Annotated in this window: 17 protein-coding genes; 10 read left to right on the top strand and 7 right to left on the bottom strand. The window is 72.4% G+C overall.

Annotated elements, in window-relative coordinates; translation table 11 throughout:
• The first annotated feature begins 5 nt into the window (after window positions 1-5).
• From ACGFZQ_RS32305 to ACGFZQ_RS32325, 5 genes are all read left to right on the top strand, one after another.
• The gene (locus tag ACGFZQ_RS32305; protein ID WP_393843296.1) at window positions 6-128 is read left to right on the top strand and encodes a hypothetical protein; all 123 of its coding nucleotides are present in this window, start codon (window positions 6-8) and stop codon (window positions 126-128) included.
• Window positions 129-213: 85 nt separating this feature from the next.
• The gene (locus ACGFZQ_RS32310) at window positions 214-1110 is read left to right on the top strand and encodes a DUF1963 domain-containing protein (protein ID WP_393843297.1); all 897 of its coding nucleotides are present in this window, start codon (window positions 214-216) and stop codon (window positions 1108-1110) included.
• Window positions 1111-1272: 162 nt separating this feature from the next.
• Window positions 1273-3156: a Xaa-Pro dipeptidyl-peptidase gene (locus ACGFZQ_RS32315; RefSeq protein ID WP_393843298.1), complete on the top strand. Its 1884-nt coding sequence runs from the start codon at window positions 1273-1275 to the stop codon at window positions 3154-3156.
• 53 nt (window positions 3157-3209) lie between these two features.
• Window positions 3210-3728 carry a SigE family RNA polymerase sigma factor gene (locus tag ACGFZQ_RS32320; RefSeq protein ID WP_393843299.1) on the top strand — a complete coding sequence of 173 codons (519 nt, stop codon included), beginning with the start codon at window positions 3210-3212 and terminating at the stop codon, window positions 3726-3728.
• A complete protein-coding gene (locus tag ACGFZQ_RS32325; RefSeq protein WP_393843300.1) occupies window positions 3725-4423 on the top strand; it encodes a hypothetical protein in 699 nt (232 codons plus the stop codon). Before ACGFZQ_RS32320 ends, ACGFZQ_RS32325 begins: the two co-directional genes overlap by 4 nt.
• Window positions 4424-4452: 29 nt before the next feature.
• Here ACGFZQ_RS32325 and ACGFZQ_RS32330 read toward each other — a convergent pair whose 3' ends face one another.
• From ACGFZQ_RS32330 to ACGFZQ_RS32350, 5 genes are all read right to left on the bottom strand, one after another.
• Window positions 4453-5604 carry a substrate-binding domain-containing protein gene (locus tag ACGFZQ_RS32330; RefSeq protein WP_393843301.1) on the bottom strand — a complete coding sequence of 384 codons (1152 nt, stop codon included), beginning with the start codon at window positions 5602-5604 and terminating at the stop codon, window positions 4453-4455.
• 47 nt (window positions 5605-5651) lie between these two features.
• The gene (locus ACGFZQ_RS32335) at window positions 5652-6722 is read right to left on the bottom strand and encodes an ABC transporter permease (RefSeq protein WP_393843302.1); all 1071 of its coding nucleotides are present in this window, start codon (window positions 6720-6722) and stop codon (window positions 5652-5654) included.
• The gene (locus ACGFZQ_RS32340) at window positions 6719-8248 is read right to left on the bottom strand and encodes a sugar ABC transporter ATP-binding protein (RefSeq protein WP_393843303.1); all 1530 of its coding nucleotides are present in this window, start codon (window positions 8246-8248) and stop codon (window positions 6719-6721) included. The genes ACGFZQ_RS32335 and ACGFZQ_RS32340 overlap by 4 nt, the downstream gene beginning before the upstream one ends.
• A 122-nt stretch (window positions 8249-8370) precedes the next feature.
• Entirely contained in the window at window positions 8371-11196 is a 2826-nt protein-coding gene (locus ACGFZQ_RS32345) for a SpoIIE family protein phosphatase (protein ID WP_393843304.1), read from the bottom strand.
• Window positions 11197-11305: 109 nt separating this feature from the next.
• A complete protein-coding gene (locus tag ACGFZQ_RS32350; protein WP_393843305.1) occupies window positions 11306-12283 on the bottom strand; it encodes a cyclase family protein in 978 nt (325 codons plus the stop codon).
• 194 nt (window positions 12284-12477) lie between these two features.
• Here ACGFZQ_RS32350 and ACGFZQ_RS32355 point away from each other — a divergent pair, with 194 nt between their 5' ends.
• From ACGFZQ_RS32355 to ACGFZQ_RS32370, 4 genes are all read left to right on the top strand, one after another.
• Window positions 12478-14658 carry a SpoIIE family protein phosphatase gene (locus tag ACGFZQ_RS32355; protein WP_393843306.1) on the top strand — a complete coding sequence of 727 codons (2181 nt, stop codon included), beginning with the start codon at window positions 12478-12480 and terminating at the stop codon, window positions 14656-14658.
• Window positions 14655-15389: a hypothetical protein gene (locus ACGFZQ_RS32360; protein WP_393843307.1), complete on the top strand. Its 735-nt coding sequence runs from the start codon at window positions 14655-14657 to the stop codon at window positions 15387-15389. Before ACGFZQ_RS32355 ends, ACGFZQ_RS32360 begins: the two co-directional genes overlap by 4 nt.
• 27 nt (window positions 15390-15416) lie before the next feature.
• Window positions 15417-15845 (top strand): OsmC family protein, encoded by a 429-nt coding sequence (locus tag ACGFZQ_RS32365; protein ID WP_393843308.1) that lies wholly within the window; start codon window positions 15417-15419, stop codon window positions 15843-15845.
• A gap of 116 nt (window positions 15846-15961) precedes the next feature.
• On the top strand, window positions 15962-17125 hold the full coding sequence (locus tag ACGFZQ_RS32370) for a cytochrome P450 (protein ID WP_393843309.1): 1164 nt from the start codon (window positions 15962-15964) through the stop codon (window positions 17123-17125).
• Between the two features lie 37 nt (window positions 17126-17162).
• Here ACGFZQ_RS32370 and ACGFZQ_RS32375 read toward each other — a convergent pair whose 3' ends face one another.
• Window positions 17163-17525 (bottom strand): iron-containing alcohol dehydrogenase, encoded by a 363-nt coding sequence (locus ACGFZQ_RS32375; RefSeq protein ID WP_393843310.1) that lies wholly within the window; start codon window positions 17523-17525, stop codon window positions 17163-17165.
• 143 nt (window positions 17526-17668) lie between these two features.
• Window positions 17669-19360 carry a xylosidase gene (locus ACGFZQ_RS32380; protein ID WP_393843311.1) on the bottom strand — a complete coding sequence of 564 codons (1692 nt, stop codon included), beginning with the start codon at window positions 19358-19360 and terminating at the stop codon, window positions 17669-17671.
• A gap of 235 nt (window positions 19361-19595) precedes the next feature.
• On the opposite strand from ACGFZQ_RS32380, the gene ACGFZQ_RS32385 reads away from it, so the two are divergent.
• The gene (locus tag ACGFZQ_RS32385; protein ID WP_393843312.1) at window positions 19596-20216 is read left to right on the top strand and encodes a hypothetical protein; all 621 of its coding nucleotides are present in this window, start codon (window positions 19596-19598) and stop codon (window positions 20214-20216) included.
• Window positions 20217-20345: the final 129 nt, after the last annotated feature.

Below are 20345 nucleotides of genomic sequence, written 5' to 3' on the forward strand. Positions count from 1 at the left end.
ATACCGTGTCCGACGCCTATTTCGTGGCCTTCTCGGCATTCGCCGAGCACCCCGCCGATCAGCACTACGCGGCCCAGAACGAGGGACTGCTCAAGCTGATCGCCGACTCGACAGGAATGCGCGCATAGCCGACCACCAGCCAGGTCGCGGCCACCGCCGACGGCCTGCCCCAGCCACGTCACCGCCCAGCGGGTGGGGCATATGTTCTCGCCCATGACTCCTGACCTGATCCGCCGGCTGGCGCCGTTCCGTGAGGAAGCACTGGGGCGCGGCATACCCTCGCAGGACATCGAGCGGTGGATCGCCACCGCCCGCCTGTCCGGGACACTCGTCACCAGCGGGGACGGACCGGTCGTCGGCCGGTTCGGCGGCCCGCTGATGCTGCCCGCCGATGCCCCCGACCCCTGGTTCCCCCTGCTCGCCACCCTCGACTGCGCGGCCCTGCCCGAGGAGGTGACGGGCCTTCCGCTGCCGGCCGACGGCCATCTGCTGCTCCTCGGCTTCCCCGAGATGACGTACTACAGCGCAAGCGCCGGCGAGGTCGTGTACGTCCCCGCCGGGACACCCGTCGAGGAGCGGGAGGCCAAGTACCCCTGCGTCCACGGCGAGGAGGGGGACGCATTCGACGACGACCAGACGCTGCACATCTACGAGCAGTTCCCGCAGGACGAGTTGCGCCTGTCGGCCGACGTCTCCCTGCCGTACCACTTCCTGGTCGCGTCCCCTGAGCCCTTCCAGGAGGCCGCTCCGCTCCCGGGCCATCCCCGCGCCTTGGAACTGGCCGAGGCGTGGACGGACACGTGCGGCGACATCGTCGTCGACGGCCCCCTGCACATCGGCGGGTACGCCTTCCACGAGTGCACGGAAACGGATCCTGTCGTAGACGCCGCGCAGGAGGCGGCGGAATATCGACGGCAGCGAACCACGGGGCCGGGCGAGCCCGTCGACGCTGTGGAACCGCCCGCCCCCGAGAACTGGGTCCTGCTCGCCCAGTGGGACATCGGTCTCACAGGGCGGGAGGGATCCACTCTGCACTGGGTGATCGCACGACAGGACCTGGCCGAGCGACGCTTCGACCGCGCGCACGTTTCGTTCTTCTGGAATCCCTGAGCCGACTCGTCCGGCCGCACGGCGAGAAGTGAGTTCCCGCGGCATGGCAACCTCCAACGGGGGCCAGACGGTTACCCGTTCGTGCATCCCGACAATTCTGTGCCGTCACCTCGCGAACACCGACACCGACACCGACACCGACGCCGACTGCCGCTCACGACGGTGGCCGTCATCGCGACCGTGGTCATCACCCTGCTGGCCGGCTGCTCCTCCTCGACGAGTCCTTCGGCCCCGGGGGCGGGCGGCCCGCCGCGGACGACCGCCGGTGCGGCGGGCCCTTCCGGAGAGAGCAAGCCGGTCTACACGTACAAGAAGGCCGTCCGGGAGACCGTGTGGGTCGACACCGGGCTCGACAAGGACGGGGACGGGAAGAACGACCGGGTGGCCGTCGACATCGTGCGCCCGGGTGAACCCGCGGCCAAGGGCCGCAAGGTACCGGTCATCATGGAGGCCAGCCCCTATTACTCCTGCTGCGGCCGTGGCAACGAGAACCAGAAGAAGTCCTACGACGCGGGCGGGCAGCCGGTCCGCTTCCCGCTCTTCTACGACAACTACTTCGTCCCGCGCGGCTATGCCTTCGTCGCGGTCGACCTCCCCGGCACCGGCCGCTCCGACGGCTGCACGGACGCCGGCGGGCCCATCGACATCCAGTCCACGAAATCCGTCATCGACTGGCTGAACGGGCGCGCCCACGGCTACACCAGCCATACGGGCAGCACCCGCACACAGGCCACCTGGACCGACGGCGCCACCGGCATGATCGGCAAGAGCTGGGACGGCAGCATCGCCAACGGGGTCGCCGCCACCGGTGTCGAGGGACTGAAGACGATCGTCCCGATCAGCTCCATCTCCTCCTGGTACGACGCCTACTTCTCGCAGGGAGCCTGGCTGGTCGGGAGCGCCCCCACGCCCGGTGCGCTGATCCGCATGGTCGAGAGCGACGCCGCCGGCCAGCGCTGCGCCGCCGTCAACAAGCCGCTCGGCGACCCGGCGGTCGTCAAGTCCGGTGACTGGTCGTCGACGTGGGCCGAGCGGGACTACGTGGCGGACGCGGACAAGGTCAGGGCGAGCGTCTTCGTCGTGCACGGCCAGCAGGACCTCACGGTCCGCACCAAGGAGTTCGGCCAGTGGTGGGACGCCCTCGCCGAGAACGGTGTCGAGCGCAAGATCTGGCTCTCCGGGACCGGGCACGTCGACCCCTTCGACTACCGGCGCGGCGCCTGGGTCGACACCCTGCACCGCTGGTTCGACCACGAACTCCTCGGCTACGACAACGGCATCGACCGCGAGCCCATGGCCGACATCGAACGCACCCCCGACCACTGGACCACGGACGCCGTCTGGCCCCCGAAGTCGACGGCCACCGTGGCCCTCGGCCCCGGCCAGGGCACGCAGCCGGGCGTGGGCACGCTCACTGCCCACGCCGGAAGCGGGACAGAGACCTTCACCGACGATCCGGAGAAGGGCGAGACCGACTGGGCCGCGCACATCGACCAGCCGACCGGGGAGAAGGCCGGCTTTGTCACCACGCCGCTGGTGAAGCCCCTCCGCGTCTCCGGGGCCTCGAAGGTCACGGTCACTGCCACCTCGACGACCGTGACCGCGAACCTGTCGGCGGTCCTCGTCGACCTGGGCCCCGCCACCATCCGCGACTACCACCCGGCCGGCCTGGGCATCTCCACGTTCTCCGGAACGTCCTGCTGGGGTGAGAGCACGGCACAGGACAGCGCCTGTTACAAGAAGACGGCGACCGACACCATGCACGTCACGAGCACCGTCTTCAGCCGGGGCTGGGCCGCGCTCGGCACCGCCGCCGACGCGCACAAGGTCCAGCCGCTCACGCCCGGCAAGCCCTACACCCTCACCCTCACGCTCGCGAGCACCGACCACGTCGTCCCGGCCGGCCACCGGCTCGCCCTGATCGTCGCGGGGACCGACCGGGGCATCGCCTACCATGCGGCGGACCGGCCGACGATCACCCTGGATCTGGCCCGCACGTCCCTGCGGCTGCCGGTGGTCGGGCAACCCGGTTGGCCCTCCACCTAGTTCCCTGAGTATGGGACCCATGAATACGGCGGGGGCAAAACGGAGTGAACCAGGTGGAGGCGGCGGATACCGACTGGAGTTTCGAGGAGTTCGTCGCTGCCCGCGGAAACCGTCTGTACCGGGCCGCGTGGCTGCTGACGGGCGACGCCCACGCGGCCGAGGACCTGTTGCAGACCACGCTGGCCAAGGTGTGGCCCAAATGGTCGCGCATCGCCGGCGACAACCCCGAGGCGTACGCACGCCGGGCACTGGTCAACACCCATGCCTCGTGGTGGCGTCGGCGCTGGCGTGGCGAGACCCCCACGCCGGAACTGCCGGACGTCACCGCGGTCCGGGACGTCTTCGCCGAGGTGGACCTGGAGCAGTCGCTGGCCGCAGCGGTCCGGCGGCTGCCACCGAGGCAACGGGCGGTCGTCGTCCTGCGCTACTTCGAGGACCTCAGCGTCGAGGAGACCGCACAGGTGCTGGGATGCCGCCCCGGCACGGTGAAGAGCCAGGCCGCCAAGGCACTGCGGATCCTGCGTCAGCACCTGGGGCCGTCGCACGTACTGGAGGTGGGTGAGCAGCCGTGACACGCACGACAGAGGACGCGGAGGAACACGAGGACGGGCACGCGGAAGAGGAACTGCTGCGTGTGGTGCTGGGCCGGATCACCCCGGCGGGCTGGAATCCCCGGCGCATGCAGGAGATCCGGCAGCGTGTGGTGGCCCGGCGCCGGCGCCGTGTCGCGCTGACGGGCGCCGCCGCTCTCGCGTTGGCGGTGGCCGTCACGACGCAGGTCCGGGATTCGCCCCCGGTCAGGGACCGGACCGCGGCGACGCCCGAGGTGTCCTGGGCACCGCCCGGCTTCACCGGGCTTCCCCTGTCCGGCCTGTCCGCAGGCCCGTCCGCCGGGTGGCACACCGTGCTGCGTCCGGACGGAAAGCCGGGAACGGCGGTCGTCGCCGCGTTCAGCCCGAAAGCGTCCGCCGCCCCGCTGACTCCCGTCGTCGAGGGCGGGGCACTGGTGTTCTACTTCCAGACCGAGGCCGCGATCCCGCGTTCCGCCGTACGCCGACTGAACCGGGTCGAGGGTTGGTGCGTGCGGGCGGGCGGCTCACAGGAACTGATGCGCATCGTGGCTCCGGCCGAGGACGGGCATGCGGCGCGCACCGGCTACGCGTGCCTCAACGACCCCTCCCCGACCCTGATCCAGCAGACCACCGAGATCCTGGCCACTGCCACTGCCACTGCCACTGCCACTGCCACTGCCACTGCCGGCCGTTGATGCGATCGCCGCGAGGCGTTGCGCGTCTGTCACCTGCCCCAGATCTTCCGGTACGCCTGCCGGTAGCCCGTCGGGTCCCAGGCCGAGGCCCCTTCGCTGTTGGCCGCCGTGGAGACGTGCACAGGTGCGACGTAGCCGCTGGCCGGACGGCCGGAGAAGGCGCGGTTGAACTCGTCGGCGATCTGCCAGCCCTGCAGTGACAGCGGCTCGGGGACGGTGGCCGCCTGGTACTCGTCGCCGTTGATGCGCTGGAAGGCGGACGGGTCGCCGTCACCGGCGCCGATGTTGAAGGGCGGCCCTGCGCCGCTCTCGCCGGCCGCGCGGAAGGCGGGGGCGGCGTCGGCGAAGTACAGGTCGTTGATCGCGACGGAGTAGCTCCACCGGCTTCCGAAGCGGGCGAGGAGGGTGGAGACCTCCCTGGCGGTACGGCTGCTCGTGTCCGGGATCGGGATGTTCTCGTACGCCAGCAGCCGCACGCCCGCGCAGGCGGCCAGCCCCTTCCTGATCAGCTCGGACTTATGGTGGGCGAACGGGATCGAGGCGTCGGTGAAGAGGACGACCCCGGCGGTGCCCCGGGAGTGCGCGATGACCCACTGCGCGCTGATCGCGGCGACGTCGCCGACCTCGGTGGTGACGTTGGTGAACAGCTTGGGCTTCGCACTGGGGCCGGGGGAGGTGACCGCGTGCCAGCCGATGAGGGGGATGCCCGCCGCGTTGGCCCGCTGGACCTGCTGCGCGGTCGAGTCGGGGTCGAAGCCGCCGATGACGATGCCCGGGGGCCGGAGGGCCACGGCCTCGCTCAGCGCCGCCTGGATACCGGCGGGGGTGCCCTCGCCGTCGATCACCCGGACGTTCCAGCCGATGACCTTCGCGGCCTCCCGCAGGCCTTTGGCGACGCCCGCGACTCCGGGGTTGGTCATGGTCTGCGCGACGAAGACGATCGTCTTGCCGGACACCGCCGTGGGGCCGCCGGTCGGCCCGTTCCAGGGGACGTCGGTCCGCTCCGCCCGGGTGACGGCGGCCTGGGCCCGTGCCTGGACCGCGGGGCAGCCGCTCGGGCCGGTGGCGGTGGCCGCGGGGCCGTTCGGCAGGCCGCGTTCGCAGCCCGCGAGGGCGGTCGCCGCCGCCAGCAGGACGAGGGAGACACATCGGGCGGGGGAGGCCTTGCGACTGCGGTGCACGGGGACTCCTCGCGGAGGAGAAGGCGGAGGAGAAGGACGCGGGGGACTCATGGCGTGGGGCCCGCCGTGTCACCGTCCCGGGCCGAGGGGTGCGGCTCGGGGGGTACGGCGGACGCGTCGGTCCCCGTGCGCAGACGGCGGGCGGAGTAGCCGGCCAGTCCGACGGCGAGCAGCAGCGTGCCGCCGTAGAACAGCGGGATCGTCCAGAAGTCCGCGCCCAGCTGGCCGATGCCGGTGAGGCCGACCGCGAGCACGGCGACGGCGACCAGCGTGCCCAGGGCGTTGGGGCGGCCGGGCCTGATCGCGGTGGAGCCGAGGAGGGCACCGGCGAAGGCGGGCAGCAGATAGTCGAGGCCGACACTGGGATTGCCGATCTGCTGCTGGGCCGCGAGCAGCACACCGGCGAAACCGACCAGCAGCCCCGATGCGGCGAACGCGTAGACGGTGTACCTGCGGGTCGGGATGCCGACGAGCTCGGCCGCGCGCGGGTTCGAGCCCACGACGTAGAGGTAGCGGCCGAGCGGCAGCCGCTCCAGCACCAGCCAGAGGACGACGGCGAGGGCCAGCACGTAGAAGGCGGGAACCGGAAGCCCGAGGAACCTGGAGTTGTAGAGATCGGTGAAGGCGGCGGGGAGTCCCTGCGGGCCGGGGACGATCCGGCCGCCGTCGGTGATCCAGCCGGTCACGGCGTACATCATGCTGCCGGTCCCGAGGGTGGCGATGAAGGAGTCGATCCGGCCGAACTCGACGACCACACCGTTGAGGACGCCCACGACCGCCCCGCCGGCGACCACCACCAGGCAGGCCCACGGCCAGGGCCACCGCTCGTCGACCACGAGGTGTATCACCATCACGTGCGCCAGGCCGAGGCCGTAGCCGAGGGAGAGGTCGAACGCGCCGGTCACGATGGGGACCGTGGCGGCGAGCGCGAGGACGGCCGGGATCGACTGGTTGAACAGGATCGAGTCCACCGTGTCCCGCGTGGGAAACGTGCGGGGCAGCGTGAGCGAGAAGACCAGGAAGAGCAGCGCGGTGAGGGCGAGCAGGCCGTAGGCGCCGACGTGGTGTCCGGCGGGGCCCCGGCGCGGCCGGGACGGGGACCTGGGCGAGGCGGTCATGAGGCCGTCGAGGTTCCTGCGGGTGGCCTGGCCGAGGCCGCCCGGGTGAGTCCGGCGACCGTGAGGTCGGGACCGCTCAGCTCGGCCGTCACGGAGCCGCGGACGAACACCAGGGCCCGCCGGCACACCGCCGCGACCTCCTCGAAGTCCGTGGCGACCAGCAGCACCGCGAGGCCGGCGGCGAGTGCCTCGTCGAGCAGCCGGTAGACGGCGGACTTGGCCCCGACGTCCACGCTCGCGGTCGGCTCCTCCAGGATCAGCAGGCGCAGGCCCACCGGATGCCAGCGGCCGATCATGACCTTCTGCTGGTTTCCGCCGGACAGCGTGCCGATCGGGGCCTCGCCGTCCGGGGGACGCACCGAGAACCGTTCGATCAGGCCGGCGGCCACCGCACGTTCCCGGCGGGGGGCGATCCAGTGCAGCGCCGGCACGCCCGCGGCGCGCGGGTTGGCCAGCAGGTTCTCCCGCACGGTCAGTTCGGCGGCGCAGCCCTCCCGCTGTCTGTCGCCGGGCACCAGGCCGACCCCGAGGCGGACGGCGGCGGCGACCGTGCGGGGGCGGTACGGCCGGCCGCCGAGCAGCACCCGGCCGCCGAGGAGGGGCCGGGCACCGGCCAGGGCCCGGCCCACTTCCACGTGCCCGGCGCCGGAGAGGCCGACCAGCCCGAGGACCTCGCCGGCCCTGAGGTCCAGGCCGACCGGACCGGCACCGGCGGTCCGTACGCCGTCGAGGGTCAGGACGGCCGGGCCGCGCGCGGGGACGGTGGCGGGGCGGTAGCGGGTGAGTTCCGCGCCGACGATGTCGCGCACCAGACGGGCGGGACTGTGGGCCGCCAGGTCGCCGTGGCTCACGAGCCGGCCGTCGCGCAGGACGGCGAAGGCGTCGGCGACCTCGTACACCTCGTCCAGCCGGTGGGTGACGTAGAGCAGGCCGTGCCCCTGGTCGCGCAGGGTGTGCAGGACGCGGAACAGCCGGGCGCAGTCCGTGGCGGGCAGCCGGGCGGTCGGCTCGTCGAGGACGACGAGTCTCGCCCGGGTGGCCAGGGCCCGGGCGATGGCGACCAGCGACCGCTCGGCGGGGGAGAGCCGGGCGACCGGCGCGTCGGGGTCGAGGTGTCCGGCGACGGTCCGCAGGGCGTCGGCGCACCGCTCCCGGGTGCGTCGCCAGGAGATCAGTCCGGCGCGGCGCGGGTATCCGGTGCTCAGGGCGATGTTCTCGGCGACCGTCATCCACTCCACCAGACCGAGGTCCTGGTGGATGAAGGACATCGAGCCGGAGGCGGCGTCGCTGCCGAGCGGGTGCCCGTCCACCGTGACCTGTCCCGCCTCGGCGTGGTGGATGCCGGCGAGCACCTTGATGAGGGTGGACTTCCCGGCTCCGTTGGGGCCGAGGAGGGCGAGGACGCCGCCCGCGCGGACGTCGAGGTCGACCCTGTCCAGCGCGAGGGTCCCGCCGAACCTTTTGGTGAGCCCGCGGATGCGGACCAGCGGGTGCGCAGAGGTGTCGGGAGGGTCGTGCACGGACATCTCCGAGGGTCGGCCTGACGAGTTCGTCCCGACTGTCGCCAGCGATCCTAATGCGACTATCTACATCATTTCGGGCACCTGTCGTGCTGTGTGACACCAACGGGTCAGTGGCGTCGCAGGTCTCAGCCGCCCGCGAGGCCACCCCCGAGGCCGCACTCGGCCCAGATCACCTTGCCCTGGGGCAGATAGCGCGTCCCCCAGCTCTGTGCCAGCTGGGCGACGAGGAACAGGCCCCTGCCGCCCTCGTCGGTGCTGGCCGCCCGGCGCAGATGCGGGGCGGTGTTGCTGGTGTCGGAGACCTCGCAGATCAGGCTGCGGTCGAACAGCAGCCGTACCCGGATCGGGCCGGAACCGTGGCGGATGGCGTTGGTGACCAGCTCGCTCAGCATCAGTTCCGCGGCGAACGCGGCTTCGTCGAGTCCCCAGTCGGCCAGCTGCCGCATGGCGTCGGCCCGGACCTCGCCGACGAGTGCCGGGTCCGGTTCCAGGTCCCAGGCGGCGATCCGGTCGGCGGGCAGGGCACGGGTGCGGGCGACGAGCAGGGCGATGTCGTCGCCCGGGTGGACGGGCGCCACGTTGTTCAGGATGACCTGGCAGGTCTCGTCCGGTGTGCGCCCCGGTTGCGCCAGGACCTCGCGGAGCCGGCCGAGGGTCACGTCGACGTCGTGGTACCGGTCCTCGATGAGCCCGTCGGTGTAGAGGACCAGCAGGCTGCCCTCGGGGAGGTCGACGTCGACGGCTTCGAAGGGCAGGCCGCCGAGGCCGAGCGGAGGTCCGGCGGGCAGCTCGGGGAAGGACACCGTGCCGTCGGGGCGGACCAGCGCCGGCGGGGGATGGCCGGCACGGGCCATGGTGCACCGCTGGGTGGTCGGGTCGTAGACGGCGTACAGGCAGGTCGCGCCGAGGATGTCCGCCTCCGCGGCGAAGTCCTCCCGGTCCAGGCGTCCCACCAGGTTGTCGAGGTGGGTGAGGACTTCGTCCGGGGGGAAGTCGAGTTCGGCGAAGCTGAGGGCGGCGGTACGCAGCCGGCCCATGGTGGCGGCGGAGAGCATGCCGTGGCCGACGACGTCCCCGACCATGAGGCCGACCCGGGTCCCGGAGAGGGGGATGACGTCGTACCAGTCGCCGCCCACGTCGGACTCGGCCGGCAGATAGCGATGGGCGACCTCGACGGCGTCCTGGTCGGGCAGGCCCTGGGGGAGCAGGCTGCGCTGGAGGGCCAGGACCATGGTGCGTTCGCGGGTGTAGCGCCGGGCGTTGTCGATGGACAGGGCGGCGCGGGCGGCGAGTTCCTGGGCCAGCGAACGGTCGTCGTCGCCGAAGGGCGCGGGGTCCTGGCCGCGGTAGAAGGCGGCGACGCCCAGGACGACACCGCGGGCCATCAGCGGGACCGCGATCAGGGAGTGGACGTGGGCGAGCAGTTCCGCGGTGTGCTCGGGGTCGTGGGCGAGCCAGCCCGCGGCGGCCTCCAGATCCGGTTCCAGCACCGGCTCCCCGCCGGTCAGGCAGCGCAGCTGCGGAGTGGCCGGGCCGTAGTCGACCTGCTTGCCGACCGGATGGAAGGGGCAGTCGTCGCGGATGCCGTGCACCACCGTACGGCGCAGGTCGCCGTGCGGGTCGGCGGACTCCTCGCCGCGCAGTACGGCCTCGGGCAGGTCGATCGTGATGTAGTCGGCGAGTCGCGGCACCGCCGTCCGGGCCAGTTCCTGGGCGGTGCGGCGCACGTCCAGGGTGGTGCCTATGCGGGTACTGGCCTCGGACAACAGCTCCAGCCGGCGTCGTGCGGCGAGGGCGTACCGTCCGACCTCCGGCTCCCCCACCAGCAGCAGTCCTCTCGACGGGGGCGCGGCGGCCTGCGCCGCCCCGACCGTGACGCCCCTGCCGCCCGAGGCGACCCGGCCGGGTGCGGCGACGGCCCCGGACGGCAGCACGATGCCGGGGGAGGCGGGCTCGGCGGGGAAGCCGGGCAGCTCGTCGAACTGCCAGGGGGCGACGAGGGGATCCCGTGGTGCGGGGCCGGGCAGGACTGCCTCGATGGCCACGCCCTCGACCCCGGTGGCACTCGTCATCGGTCGGCTGAGCAGCGTGACACGCCGGCCGTCGGACAGGCAGACGTGGAGAGCGGCCCGCTGCGCGCGGGACAGCAGCTCGGTGGCCTGCTCCATGAGGATCGCGCGGTCCTGCGGGTGCTGTTCGAGGGCCAGTTCGTCCAGCCCGACGGTGTGGTGACGGCCGACGGCGGCCTCGGCCTCGGTCTCCACGTACGCCCGCAGCAGCGCCCGCTCGCGTGCGGAACTCTGCCTCAGCAGCCGCCGTTCGATGGCGCGCGCCGCCTTGCGGATCACGGTGGCCAGCCGGGGGTCGTCGAAGGCGCGGGGATAGCCGAAGCACAGCACGCCCTCGATACGGCCGCTGAGCGGGTCGCGGACCGGGAGCGCACGGCAGGCGCTCGCCTGGGACCGCTCCGCGAAGTGCTCGGCGCCGTAGACCCGGATGAGCTGCCGCTCCGCCAGTGCCAGCCCGATGCCGTTCGTGCCGGCGACCTGCTCGGCGAACACGAACCCCGGCACGGACTGGATCGCCGGGAGACTTCTGGCCAGGGACGCCTCCCCGAAGCGGCGCAGCAGGACGGTGCCGTTCGCATCGGCGACGGATATGTTCAGCAGGCTGCCGGCGAACCTGTACTGCAGCCGGTCCAGCACCGGCACGGCCGCGCGGACGATCCGGGCGTCCCGCTCGAAATCGTCCCGGAAGGGGAGGTCGGACTGGTCCGCCGAGAGTCCCAGGGACCGGCAGCGCTGCCACGAGTTCAGGATCGAGGTGCGCACGCCCGCCGCGACGGGTTCGCCCCCCAGGAAACGCTCACGCGAACGCGTGGGCCCTGCGCCGTCTGTCGCGCGCCCCGTGGTCGTCGGTGCCCCACCGAACAGCACCACGCTTCGCCTCATTCGCGATAGTCCATTTTCGGTAAATATCCGGCATCAATGAGGATACGGACATTAGGGGCGCGAGTCACGGGGTGGCAATTTTGTCATGTACGAGCCGTTCGGTCGGTTGTCACAGGACCGCCACCGGGTTGACGGGCGAGCCGGTCCCGCCCGGGACCTTCAGCGGCGCCACGACCAGCAGGAACTCATACCGCCCGGCCTCCGCGGTGGCGGCCGAGAGGGCCTCCAGGTCGAGGTTGTCCAGCAGCGGGACGCCCATCGCGGCCAGGGCCAGGGCATGGACCGGCGAGTGCACACCCTCGACGGGCGAGGGCCGTACATCGCTGTCGCCGTCACCCCCGAGCAGCGCGATGCCGCGCTCCGCCAGCAGCGGTACGGCGTCCACGTGGAAGCCCGCGCTCGCGGTGTCCGGGTCCCAGGCGCCCAGCTCCGTACGGCGGCGGACCTGCCCGGACCGCAGCAGCACCGCGTCGCCCTCGCCGATCGTCACCCCGAGCGCCCGCTCCGCGTCGGTGACGTCCCGTGCGTGCACTGCTCGTCCCGGCTCCAGCCAGCGGGTCCCGAGGACGGCGGGAAGATCGAGGAGCACACCCCGGGTGACGAGGGGCCCGAGCGCCGACACCGCTCCGAAGCGGGCGCCCGCGGCGCCGACGACGTCGGCGGCCGTCCGGCCGTCGTAGAGCTGCCCCCGGTAGGCGATATGGCACAGGGCGTCGAGATGCGTGACGCCCTTGCCGTGGTAGTCGGCGGCGATGAAGTCCTTGTGGGCGGTGGGCTCCGGGCTCTCCACGTCACCGAGGTCGGTCATGTGGTGCAGCGCGGGCCTGCGGTTGTCGGGACCGGGCCGGGTGTTCCACGGCAGCGCCAACGGGACGACCACCCCGGACCGCACGCCCGCCGTGGCCCGCCGTGTCCGGTCGGCGGTCACCCGGTTCCAGGCACCGCGGTCGGCCGGGTCCCAGCGACCCCAGGTACGGACCGCCGCGAAGAGCGCGTCGAACTTCGGGCGGGAGACGGTAGGCCCGTTGCCGGTGACGGCTGATCCGGGCCCGGAGGGATCGGGGGCATCGGCGGACTTCGAGGTCATCGGGACTCACCGCTCTCCGCTCGCGGGCGGGACGCACGGGGAAGTGGCGCCCGTGATCGACTCCAGCTTCGCACAGCGGCTCGCGCGGGCAGGTCCGGATGTGGGCCGCTTCGGTCTGGGGCGACCATGGATGAAGACAGCACGCCCGCCGATGTGGCCCGAGCCAGGGCGCCGGGCGGGAGGGAAGATGAGGGATGGGCACGACGGACTCCTCCCGAGCAGCCGCCGGCCGGCCGACGGCCGGTCCGGCCGCGCCGCCCGGCGGACTGCTGGATCTGCTCGGCGTCGCCGCGGTGGTGCTGAACGCGGAGGGCCAGGTGGTCCTCTGGAGCCCGAAGGCCGAGGAACTGTTCGGGCACAGCGCGGCGGAGGCGCTGGGGCAGTACGCGGCCCGGCTGATGGTCCACGAGGAGCACCGGGACGAGGTCATCAAGCTGTTCACGCAGGTCATGGAATCCGGCCAGGACTGGGCCGGGGTCTTTCCGGTCCGGCACAAGGACGGCAGCACCCGCCTGGTGGAGTTCCGCAACATGAGGCTGCTGGACGACCTCGGCGGCTTCTACGCCCTGGGCCTCGCCGCCGACCAGGCCGCGCTGGAGCGGGTCGAACGGGATGCCGCCCTGGCCATGCGGCTGGTGTCCCAGTCCCCGGTCGGGCTGGCCATCCTGGACGCGGACCTCCGGTACCTCGCCGTCAATCCCGCCCTGGAACGCATCACGGGTCAGCCCGCCGCCGAGCGTCTCGGCCGGTCGGCCGGCGAGATCCTGACCTACCTGGACACGGGCCCCGAGGCGCGGCTGCGCCGTGTCCTGGAGACGGGCGAGTCGGTCGTCGACCGGGACATCGTCTGCCGTCCGCCCGGCGACCCGGACCACGACCACGCCTGGTCCGTGTCGTACTACCGGCTGGAGGACTCCGGCGGACGGGTGCTGGGCCTGGCCTACTCCGTCATCGACGTCACCGAACGCCATCGCGCGGCCGCCGAGGCGGCCGGCGCCCGGCAACGGCTGGCACTGATCGCCCGGGCCTCGGCCTCCGTGGGTACCACCCTCGATCTGGAGACGACGGCATGCGAGCTGGCCGACGTCGTCGTACCGGACCTGGCCGACGTGGCCGCCGTGGACGTGCTCGACAGCGCGCTCGACGGCCGGACCGCGCCGCACGAGGGCCCGGCGTGCTTCCGCACCCTCGCCGTCAGCGCGTTCCACGCCGGCGAGGCGGCCTGTGTCGCCGACCCGCCCGGGGCACTCGCCACCTACGACAGCGACCGCCTGATCACCCAGTGCGTGCGCACCCGTCAACCGGTCCTGCTGCCCCGCACCACGCGTCGGGACCTGGGCCGCATCGCCCGCGACGACACGGCGGCCGCCCTCCTCGCGGCGGTCGGCGTCCACTCCTACCTGGCCGTACCGCTGCCGGCCCGGGGCGAGGTCCTCGGCGCCCTGGCCCTCGCCCGCACCCGGAACAACCCCGCGCCCTTCGACGACGACGATGTGTTCCTCGCCAGTGAACTGGCCGCCCGGGCCGCGGTCTGCATCGACAACGCCCGTGGCTACCAGGCCCAGCGCCATGCGGCCCTCACCCTCCAGCGCAGTCTGCTCCCGCAGCTCCCGACGAACCTGCCGGGCCTGGAGGTGGCCTGCCGCTACCAGCCCGCCGGCGCCACGAGCGAGATCGGCGGCGACTGGTACGACGCCATACCCCTGCGGGGCGACAAGACCGCCCTGGTCGTCGGGGACGTCATGGGCAGCGGCATCAACGCCGCCGCCACCATGGGGCAACTCCGCAGCGCCGCCCGCGCCTTCGCCGAACTCGATCTCGCCCCGGACGAGGCCCTCTACCACCTCGACCACCTCACCGAGGGCGGCGAGCAGGCCATCACCACCTGCCTGTACTGCGTCTGCGACCCGCACCGGGGCGAGTGCCGGATGTGTCTCGCCGGGCACCTGCCCCCGGCCCTGCTGCGGGCCGGCCACCCGGCGCGGCTGCTCGACCTGCCGGCGGGCGTACCGCTGGGCGTCGGCGGGGTGCCCTTCGAGGCCGCCACCATCGCCTTCCGCCCCGGCGACGAACTCGTCCTCTACACCGACGGCCTGGTCGAGACTCGCAGCGAACCCATCGACGCCCGCCTGGACACCCTGCTCGACGCCCTCAATGCGACCCGTGGCCCCGATCTCGAAGAGACCTGCGAACGCATCCTGGAGACGCTGCGGCCGCCCGGCGGCGAGGACGACGTCGCTCTGCTCATCGCCCGAGCCCAGCCCCTGCTCCGGACGAGTCCGGCGAGTTCGGGGCCGGGGCCGGAGCCGGGGGAGAACCCCGATGCCGGACGGCCGTCGGCCGGCGAGCGGTCTCGGGGACAATCGTCGCCATGAACGACCGCATGAGCGAGGCCGAGAACCGGCTGGCCAGGATCGAGCGGCGGCTGGAGGACGGCGAGCGCGAAGTGCTACCCGCGTGGCGCAGGGCCACCCGGGGCGAGCCGCGGTGGGCCGTGACCGCGGTGATCCTGGTGGCCGTCGCGCTCCAGCTGGCGCTGCCGCACCGGCTCGCCCTCCAGCCGTACTGGGCCCTGCCGGCCCTCGAACTGGCGCTGCTGGCCGGCCTGATCGCCGGCAACCCCCGGCGGGTGGAGCCCCGCACCCGGTGGCTGCGCGTGCTGGGGCTGGTCCTGATGTGCGTGATCAGCCTCGCCAACGGCTGGGCGGCGGTCCGGCTGGTGGCGGGACTGGTGAACGGCACCGAGGGCGAGGACGCCGGACCGCTGCTGCTGACCGGCGGCGGCATCTGGCTGACGAACGTCATCGTCTTCGCGCTCTGGTACTGGGAGTGGGACCGCGGCGGACCGATGGCGCGGGTCCAGGGCCACCACCAGTACGCGGACTTCCTCTTCGTGCAGATGCAGAGCCCCGAGACCGCCCCACCGGACTGGGAGCCGACCTTCCTCGACTACCTGTACCTGTCCTTCACCAACTCCACCGCCTTCAGCCCGACCGACGTGATGCCGCTGTCGCGCTGGGCCAAGATGCTGATGATGCTGCAGTCCTCCGTCTCCCTGGTGACGGTGGTCCTGGTGGTGGCGCGGGCCGTGAACATTCTGCACTGACGGCCGGGCTGCCATAGGTTCGGCGGTATGAGCGAAGACTCCCTGCGCCTGGTGACGGTCGAGCGCACCGCGACCGGCAGCTTCACCGCGACGAACGCACGCGGCGGCACGATCGACTTCGGTACCGCCGACGGCGCGGAATTCACCCCGGTGGAGCTGCTGCTCGCCGCGATCGGCGGCTGCACCGCGGCCGACGTCGACGTGGCCACCAGCCGTCACGCGGAGCCGGCCGTCTTCACCGTCACCGTCAGCGGCCACAAGACCGGCGACGAGGGCGGAAACCGGATGACGGACCTCGCGGTCGCCTTCTCCGTCACCTTCCCGGACGGCCCGTCGGGCGATCGCGCCCGTGCCATCCTGCCCCGGGCGGTCGCCGTCTCGCACGACCGGCTGTGCACGGTCAGCCGCACGATCGAGGCCGGGACACCGGTGGCCGTGTCGGTCGAGGACGACTGATCTCACTGGGCGCTGTACCGGCGGTTCGTCATGTCCCGGGGCGGCGGACCGGGCGGCGGGGCGCCGTGCTTAGGTGGGAAGGTGAACGGAATCCCTCTCCCCGGCCGGACCACGCGATGAGCACCGTCGACGCCTTCCCGCTCGGCGCCTCGACCACGCTCGCCGAACTCGCCCGCGACCCGCACCCGCTCCTGGCACGGCTGCGCGCCGACGAACCGGTGTCCTGGCTGCCCGAGTTGAACGGCTGGCTGGTCACCCGCCGCGATCTCGCGCTCGACGTGATGCGGGACTCCGCCACCTTCACCGTCGACGACCCCCGCTTCTCCACCGCCCAGGTCGTCGGCCCCAGCATGCTCTCCCTGGACGGCGCCGCGCACACCCGCCACCGCGAGCCCTTCGCCGCTCCCTTCCGGCCCCGCGAGGTTCACGACGGGTTCGCCGCGTTCATCGAGCGGGAGACCGACCGCCTCATCACCGCCCTGGAACCGTCCGGCGCCGCCGAACTGCGCAGGACCTTCGCCGGACCGCTCGCCGTCGCCGTCGTCACCGAGGCGCTCGGACTGGCCGGGGCGACCACGGACACGGTCCTTGCCTGGTACGACGCGATCGTACGGTCCGTCTCCGACATCACCGAAGGACTGGAAGCGGGTCCCGCGGGTGCCGCCGCCTACGCGGAGCTGCGGGCCGCCGTCGAGGCCACGGTCGCCGACCGGCACGCGTCCTCGCTCCTCGTCTCCGCCGCCGGCCGGCTGACACCGCCCGAAGTGGCCTCCAACGCGGCGGTATTGATGTTCGGCGGCATCGAGACCACCGAGGCGATGATCACCAACGCGCTGCTCCACCTGCTCGGAGACCCCGGCCAACTCGCCCTCGTCCGGGCCGATCCGACCCTGCTGGACGGCGCGGTCGAGGAGTCGCTGCGCCTGGAGCCCGGCGCGGCGGTGGTGGACCGCTACGCCACCCGTGACACAGCCCTCGGCCCGGCCGCCGTCCGCCGCGGCGACCTGGTCACCGTCTCCCTGACCGGCGCCAACCGTGACCCGGCCGTCTTCCCCGACCCGGACCGTTTCGACGTCCGCCGGGGCAACGCCCGCCTCCAACTGGCCTTCGCCCACGGCCCGCACCACTGCCTGGCCGCCCATCTCGCCCGCCTGGAGACCCGCATCGCCCTCCAGCGCCTGCTCGAACGCCTCCCCGCACTGCGCCTCGACCCGGAACGGCCCGCCGCGCCGTACGGACTGGTGTTCCGCAAGCCGTCCAGCCTGCACGTGCGGTGGTGACGGCCCGGTCCGCCTCTCGCGGCCGGTGCGGCACCCCCTAGTACACCGCCTCCAGGATCCCGAGGATCTGCTCCTCGGTCGGCTGCCGTGGGGCGTTGGCGGTCACCGCGTCCGCTAGGGCGCCCGCGGCGACGGGGCGGAGCAGGTCCGGGCGGACGCCGAGGTCGCGCAGGGGCTGCTTGATGCCGAGCGCGCCGGAGATCTCGCGGACGGCGTCGATCGCGGCGCGGGCCCAGTCGCCGTCGGCGGGCGGGTCCAGGCGCAGCGCGCGGGCCGTCTGCTCGTAGGCGTCGCCGGCCGCCGGGGCACCGAACTCCAGGACCTCCTCCAGGACGGCGGCCAGCGCGACACCGTGCGGGGTACCGGTGTGGGCGGTCAGCGCGTGCCCGATGCCGTGCACGAGACCCAGCGGGCGCCGCCGCGCACGCTCGACTGGGAAACCCCAGCCGAGCGCCTCGCCAAGCTCCTGGCAACAGCCAGCTGATCACTTGTGTTGCAACGACCCCTGGAATCCGCCGGCACCCGCGGGGCCTCCACGCTGTCTCAGACCGTCGCCAGGTCGAACTGCTCCCAGGTCCCGATCGCCGTCCGGTTGGCGATCAGCGCGTCCGCACCGCCGTTCTCGGCGGTCACGTACTTGCCGTTGGCGGCGGCCAGCAGACTCACCGTGCCGTTGGAGTTCTTCACCAGCTGGAAGGTCTCGTAGCCGCCGATGGCGGTGCGGTTGGCGATCAGCGCCGAGGCGCCCGCGTCCTCCGCGCAGACGACCCGGCCGTTGGCCCGGGACCGCAGCGCGATGTCGCCGTCGCCCAGGTCGATCTGGTCGAACCGCTCCCAGGTGCCGGCCGTGTCGCGGTTGGCGATCAGGGCGGCGGCGCCCGCGTCCTCCGCCGTCACGAACTTGCCGTTGGCGCGCGCCTTGAGGGTGACCGTGGCGGTGGCCGGGGTGCCGGCCGAGGTGCCGTTGACGTAGGGCTGGGTGGGGCGGGTGGCGGTCAGGGCCAGGTCGCCCTTGAGCATGCGGCCGCCGTCGCCGGTCAGGCGCAGGTAGTAGTCCGAGGAGCAGGCGGTGCCGTCCTCGTCGAGGGCGAGCAGCCCCGAGTCGGCCGGCACCCAGGCCTGCGACTCGGCGGTCTTGGCGATCTGGTTGCCCTCGTTGTACTCGTCGTACATGGAGATGTAGATGCCCTGCGCCCCGGCCCGGACCATGTTGTAGAACTGCCGCCACATGAAGTCGCCGTGCGCGCGCTGGCGTTCGTTGACATCGCCGGGCAGCACGCACGGCTGGTAGTCGATGCCGCCCGCGGCGCAGTCGGCGAGGTCCGGCACGGTCGCGTTGGTGTAGAAGTTGTCCGCGTCGGAGGAGTTGCCGATCCGGCCGACCAGCCACGGCGAGATCATGTCGAGCGCGTGGTAGACGTCGGAGAAGCCCGAGCGGGAGTCACCGGTACCGGTCCGCCACCAGGTCGGCACCCCCCCGATCACGTAACAGCCCTGGTTCTTGAACCAGTTGATGACGTCCAGACAGGCGTCCGCGCTGAACGCGTGCTTGTCGTCGTTGAACCCGAAGCCCCAGATGCACACGACCGGCTTGCCGTTCTGCAGCGCGTACGCCGAACTCGCCGTGTGCGCCGACATCTTGTTCGTCCAGTCGGTCTTGATCTCCGACTGCATGTTCGTCCAGCCGCTGACGTCGTACATGACGTAGAACTTCCGGGCGTACGCCTCGGCGGCGTTGCGCACCTTCTGCGCCATGCCGTCCCGCGTCGGGCCCTCGCCGCCGGTCGGGTTGAAGCGCTGGAGCGCGGCGGTGTCGATGCCGTACTGCTGCATCCACAGGAAGTGGGTGTCCACGGTCTGCTGGTCGTACGACGAGAACAGCCCCGGGGTGCGGCCGTTGCCGAGGTTCGCGAACGCCGTCGCGTACGTCTTCGTGCAGTCGCGGACGTCCGGCCAGGCCTTGATGCCGTTGTTGGACGGCGAGGGGGTCGAGGCGCTGTTGGGGGCCCAGTGCCACCAGGCGTTGATCGGCGCGCCGTCGCCCTTGCAGGCGAACCAGCCCTGGTAGCCGACGGTGACCTTGCCGACGACGTCACCGGGGGCGCTCGCGGTGGTGGTCGCCGACGCGGTGCGGGTGACGGCGAACGTGCCGAGCGCGGCCGCCGCGGTGCCACCGGCGGTCGCGCCGAGCACCCTGCGGCGCGTCCAGGGTGAGGGGCGGTGGGACTTGGGCATGCGGGAACTCCGTAGACGGGGGGGAGAAGGGGGAGGTTGGGCCGGTGGGGGGTATAGCTCAAGACGTGAGTTAAGGGGTGAAGTCGGTGGGGGGTCAAGGCGAGTGTGCGGCATGCCTGCCATGTGCGGAATGGTCTAGTCCTGTTTTCAGGATGTCTTAAGACGCGCGTGAGCGTCATTAAAGGAACGGCTCGCAGGCTCGGTGGCAGCTACCCCCTACGAAAGGAGCGCCGTCATGGGCGCGTACGGCAGGAAATGGGTCATGGCCGCCGGGCTGACCGGTGCGCTGGTCGCCGTCACTCTGGGCGGCACGTCCGCCTCGGCGGCCCCCGCGGCCGGTCCGGCCGAGGGCGGTGCGACCGGCATCGTCGAGTCCACGTCCTCGTCGGGCTTCACCCTGACGACGGCGACCGGCGTCAAGGTGACCGTGGAAGAGACCTCGGCCACGAAGACCGTCGGAGGCCCGGCCAAGGCCGTGAAGACCGGTGCGAGCGTGCTCGTCCTCGGCACGGTGGACAGCGCGACCGTCACGGCGACCCGGGTCGTCGTGCAGCGTCACGGCGACGGCGGAGCGGCGGCCGCCGAGGCGGCCGGAGTGATCCCCTTCCAGCAGGGGACCCCGTCACCGGACAAGTCGGTCGGGCAGATCCCGGACTACACCGAGGGCGAAGGGACGATCATCGGCGGCAGGACCGCGGACAAGGCGGTCAAGGCCGCGCAGGCCGTCGTCCCCGGCGGCATCGACGACCGGGTCGTCCAACTGGCCGACGGCGAGTACGAGGTGCACAACATCAGCGTCAACTGGCCGCACCATGTGTTCGTCAGCAAGGACTTCGAGGTCGTCGGGTACGAGTAGGCCACGGGCCGCGGCTACGGCTTCCGGGCGAGCGCACTGACGTCGAGGCCGTCGGCGGACTCGAGCTGCGCAGGTGACGCGACCGGCATGCATAGCTTGCGGACTCCGGTACGGCGCCGCACCCCCCAC

It is taken from the genome of Streptomyces sp. NPDC048254 (genome assembly GCF_043201895.1).
Taxonomy (GTDB): domain Bacteria; phylum Actinomycetota; class Actinomycetes; order Streptomycetales; family Streptomycetaceae; genus Streptomyces.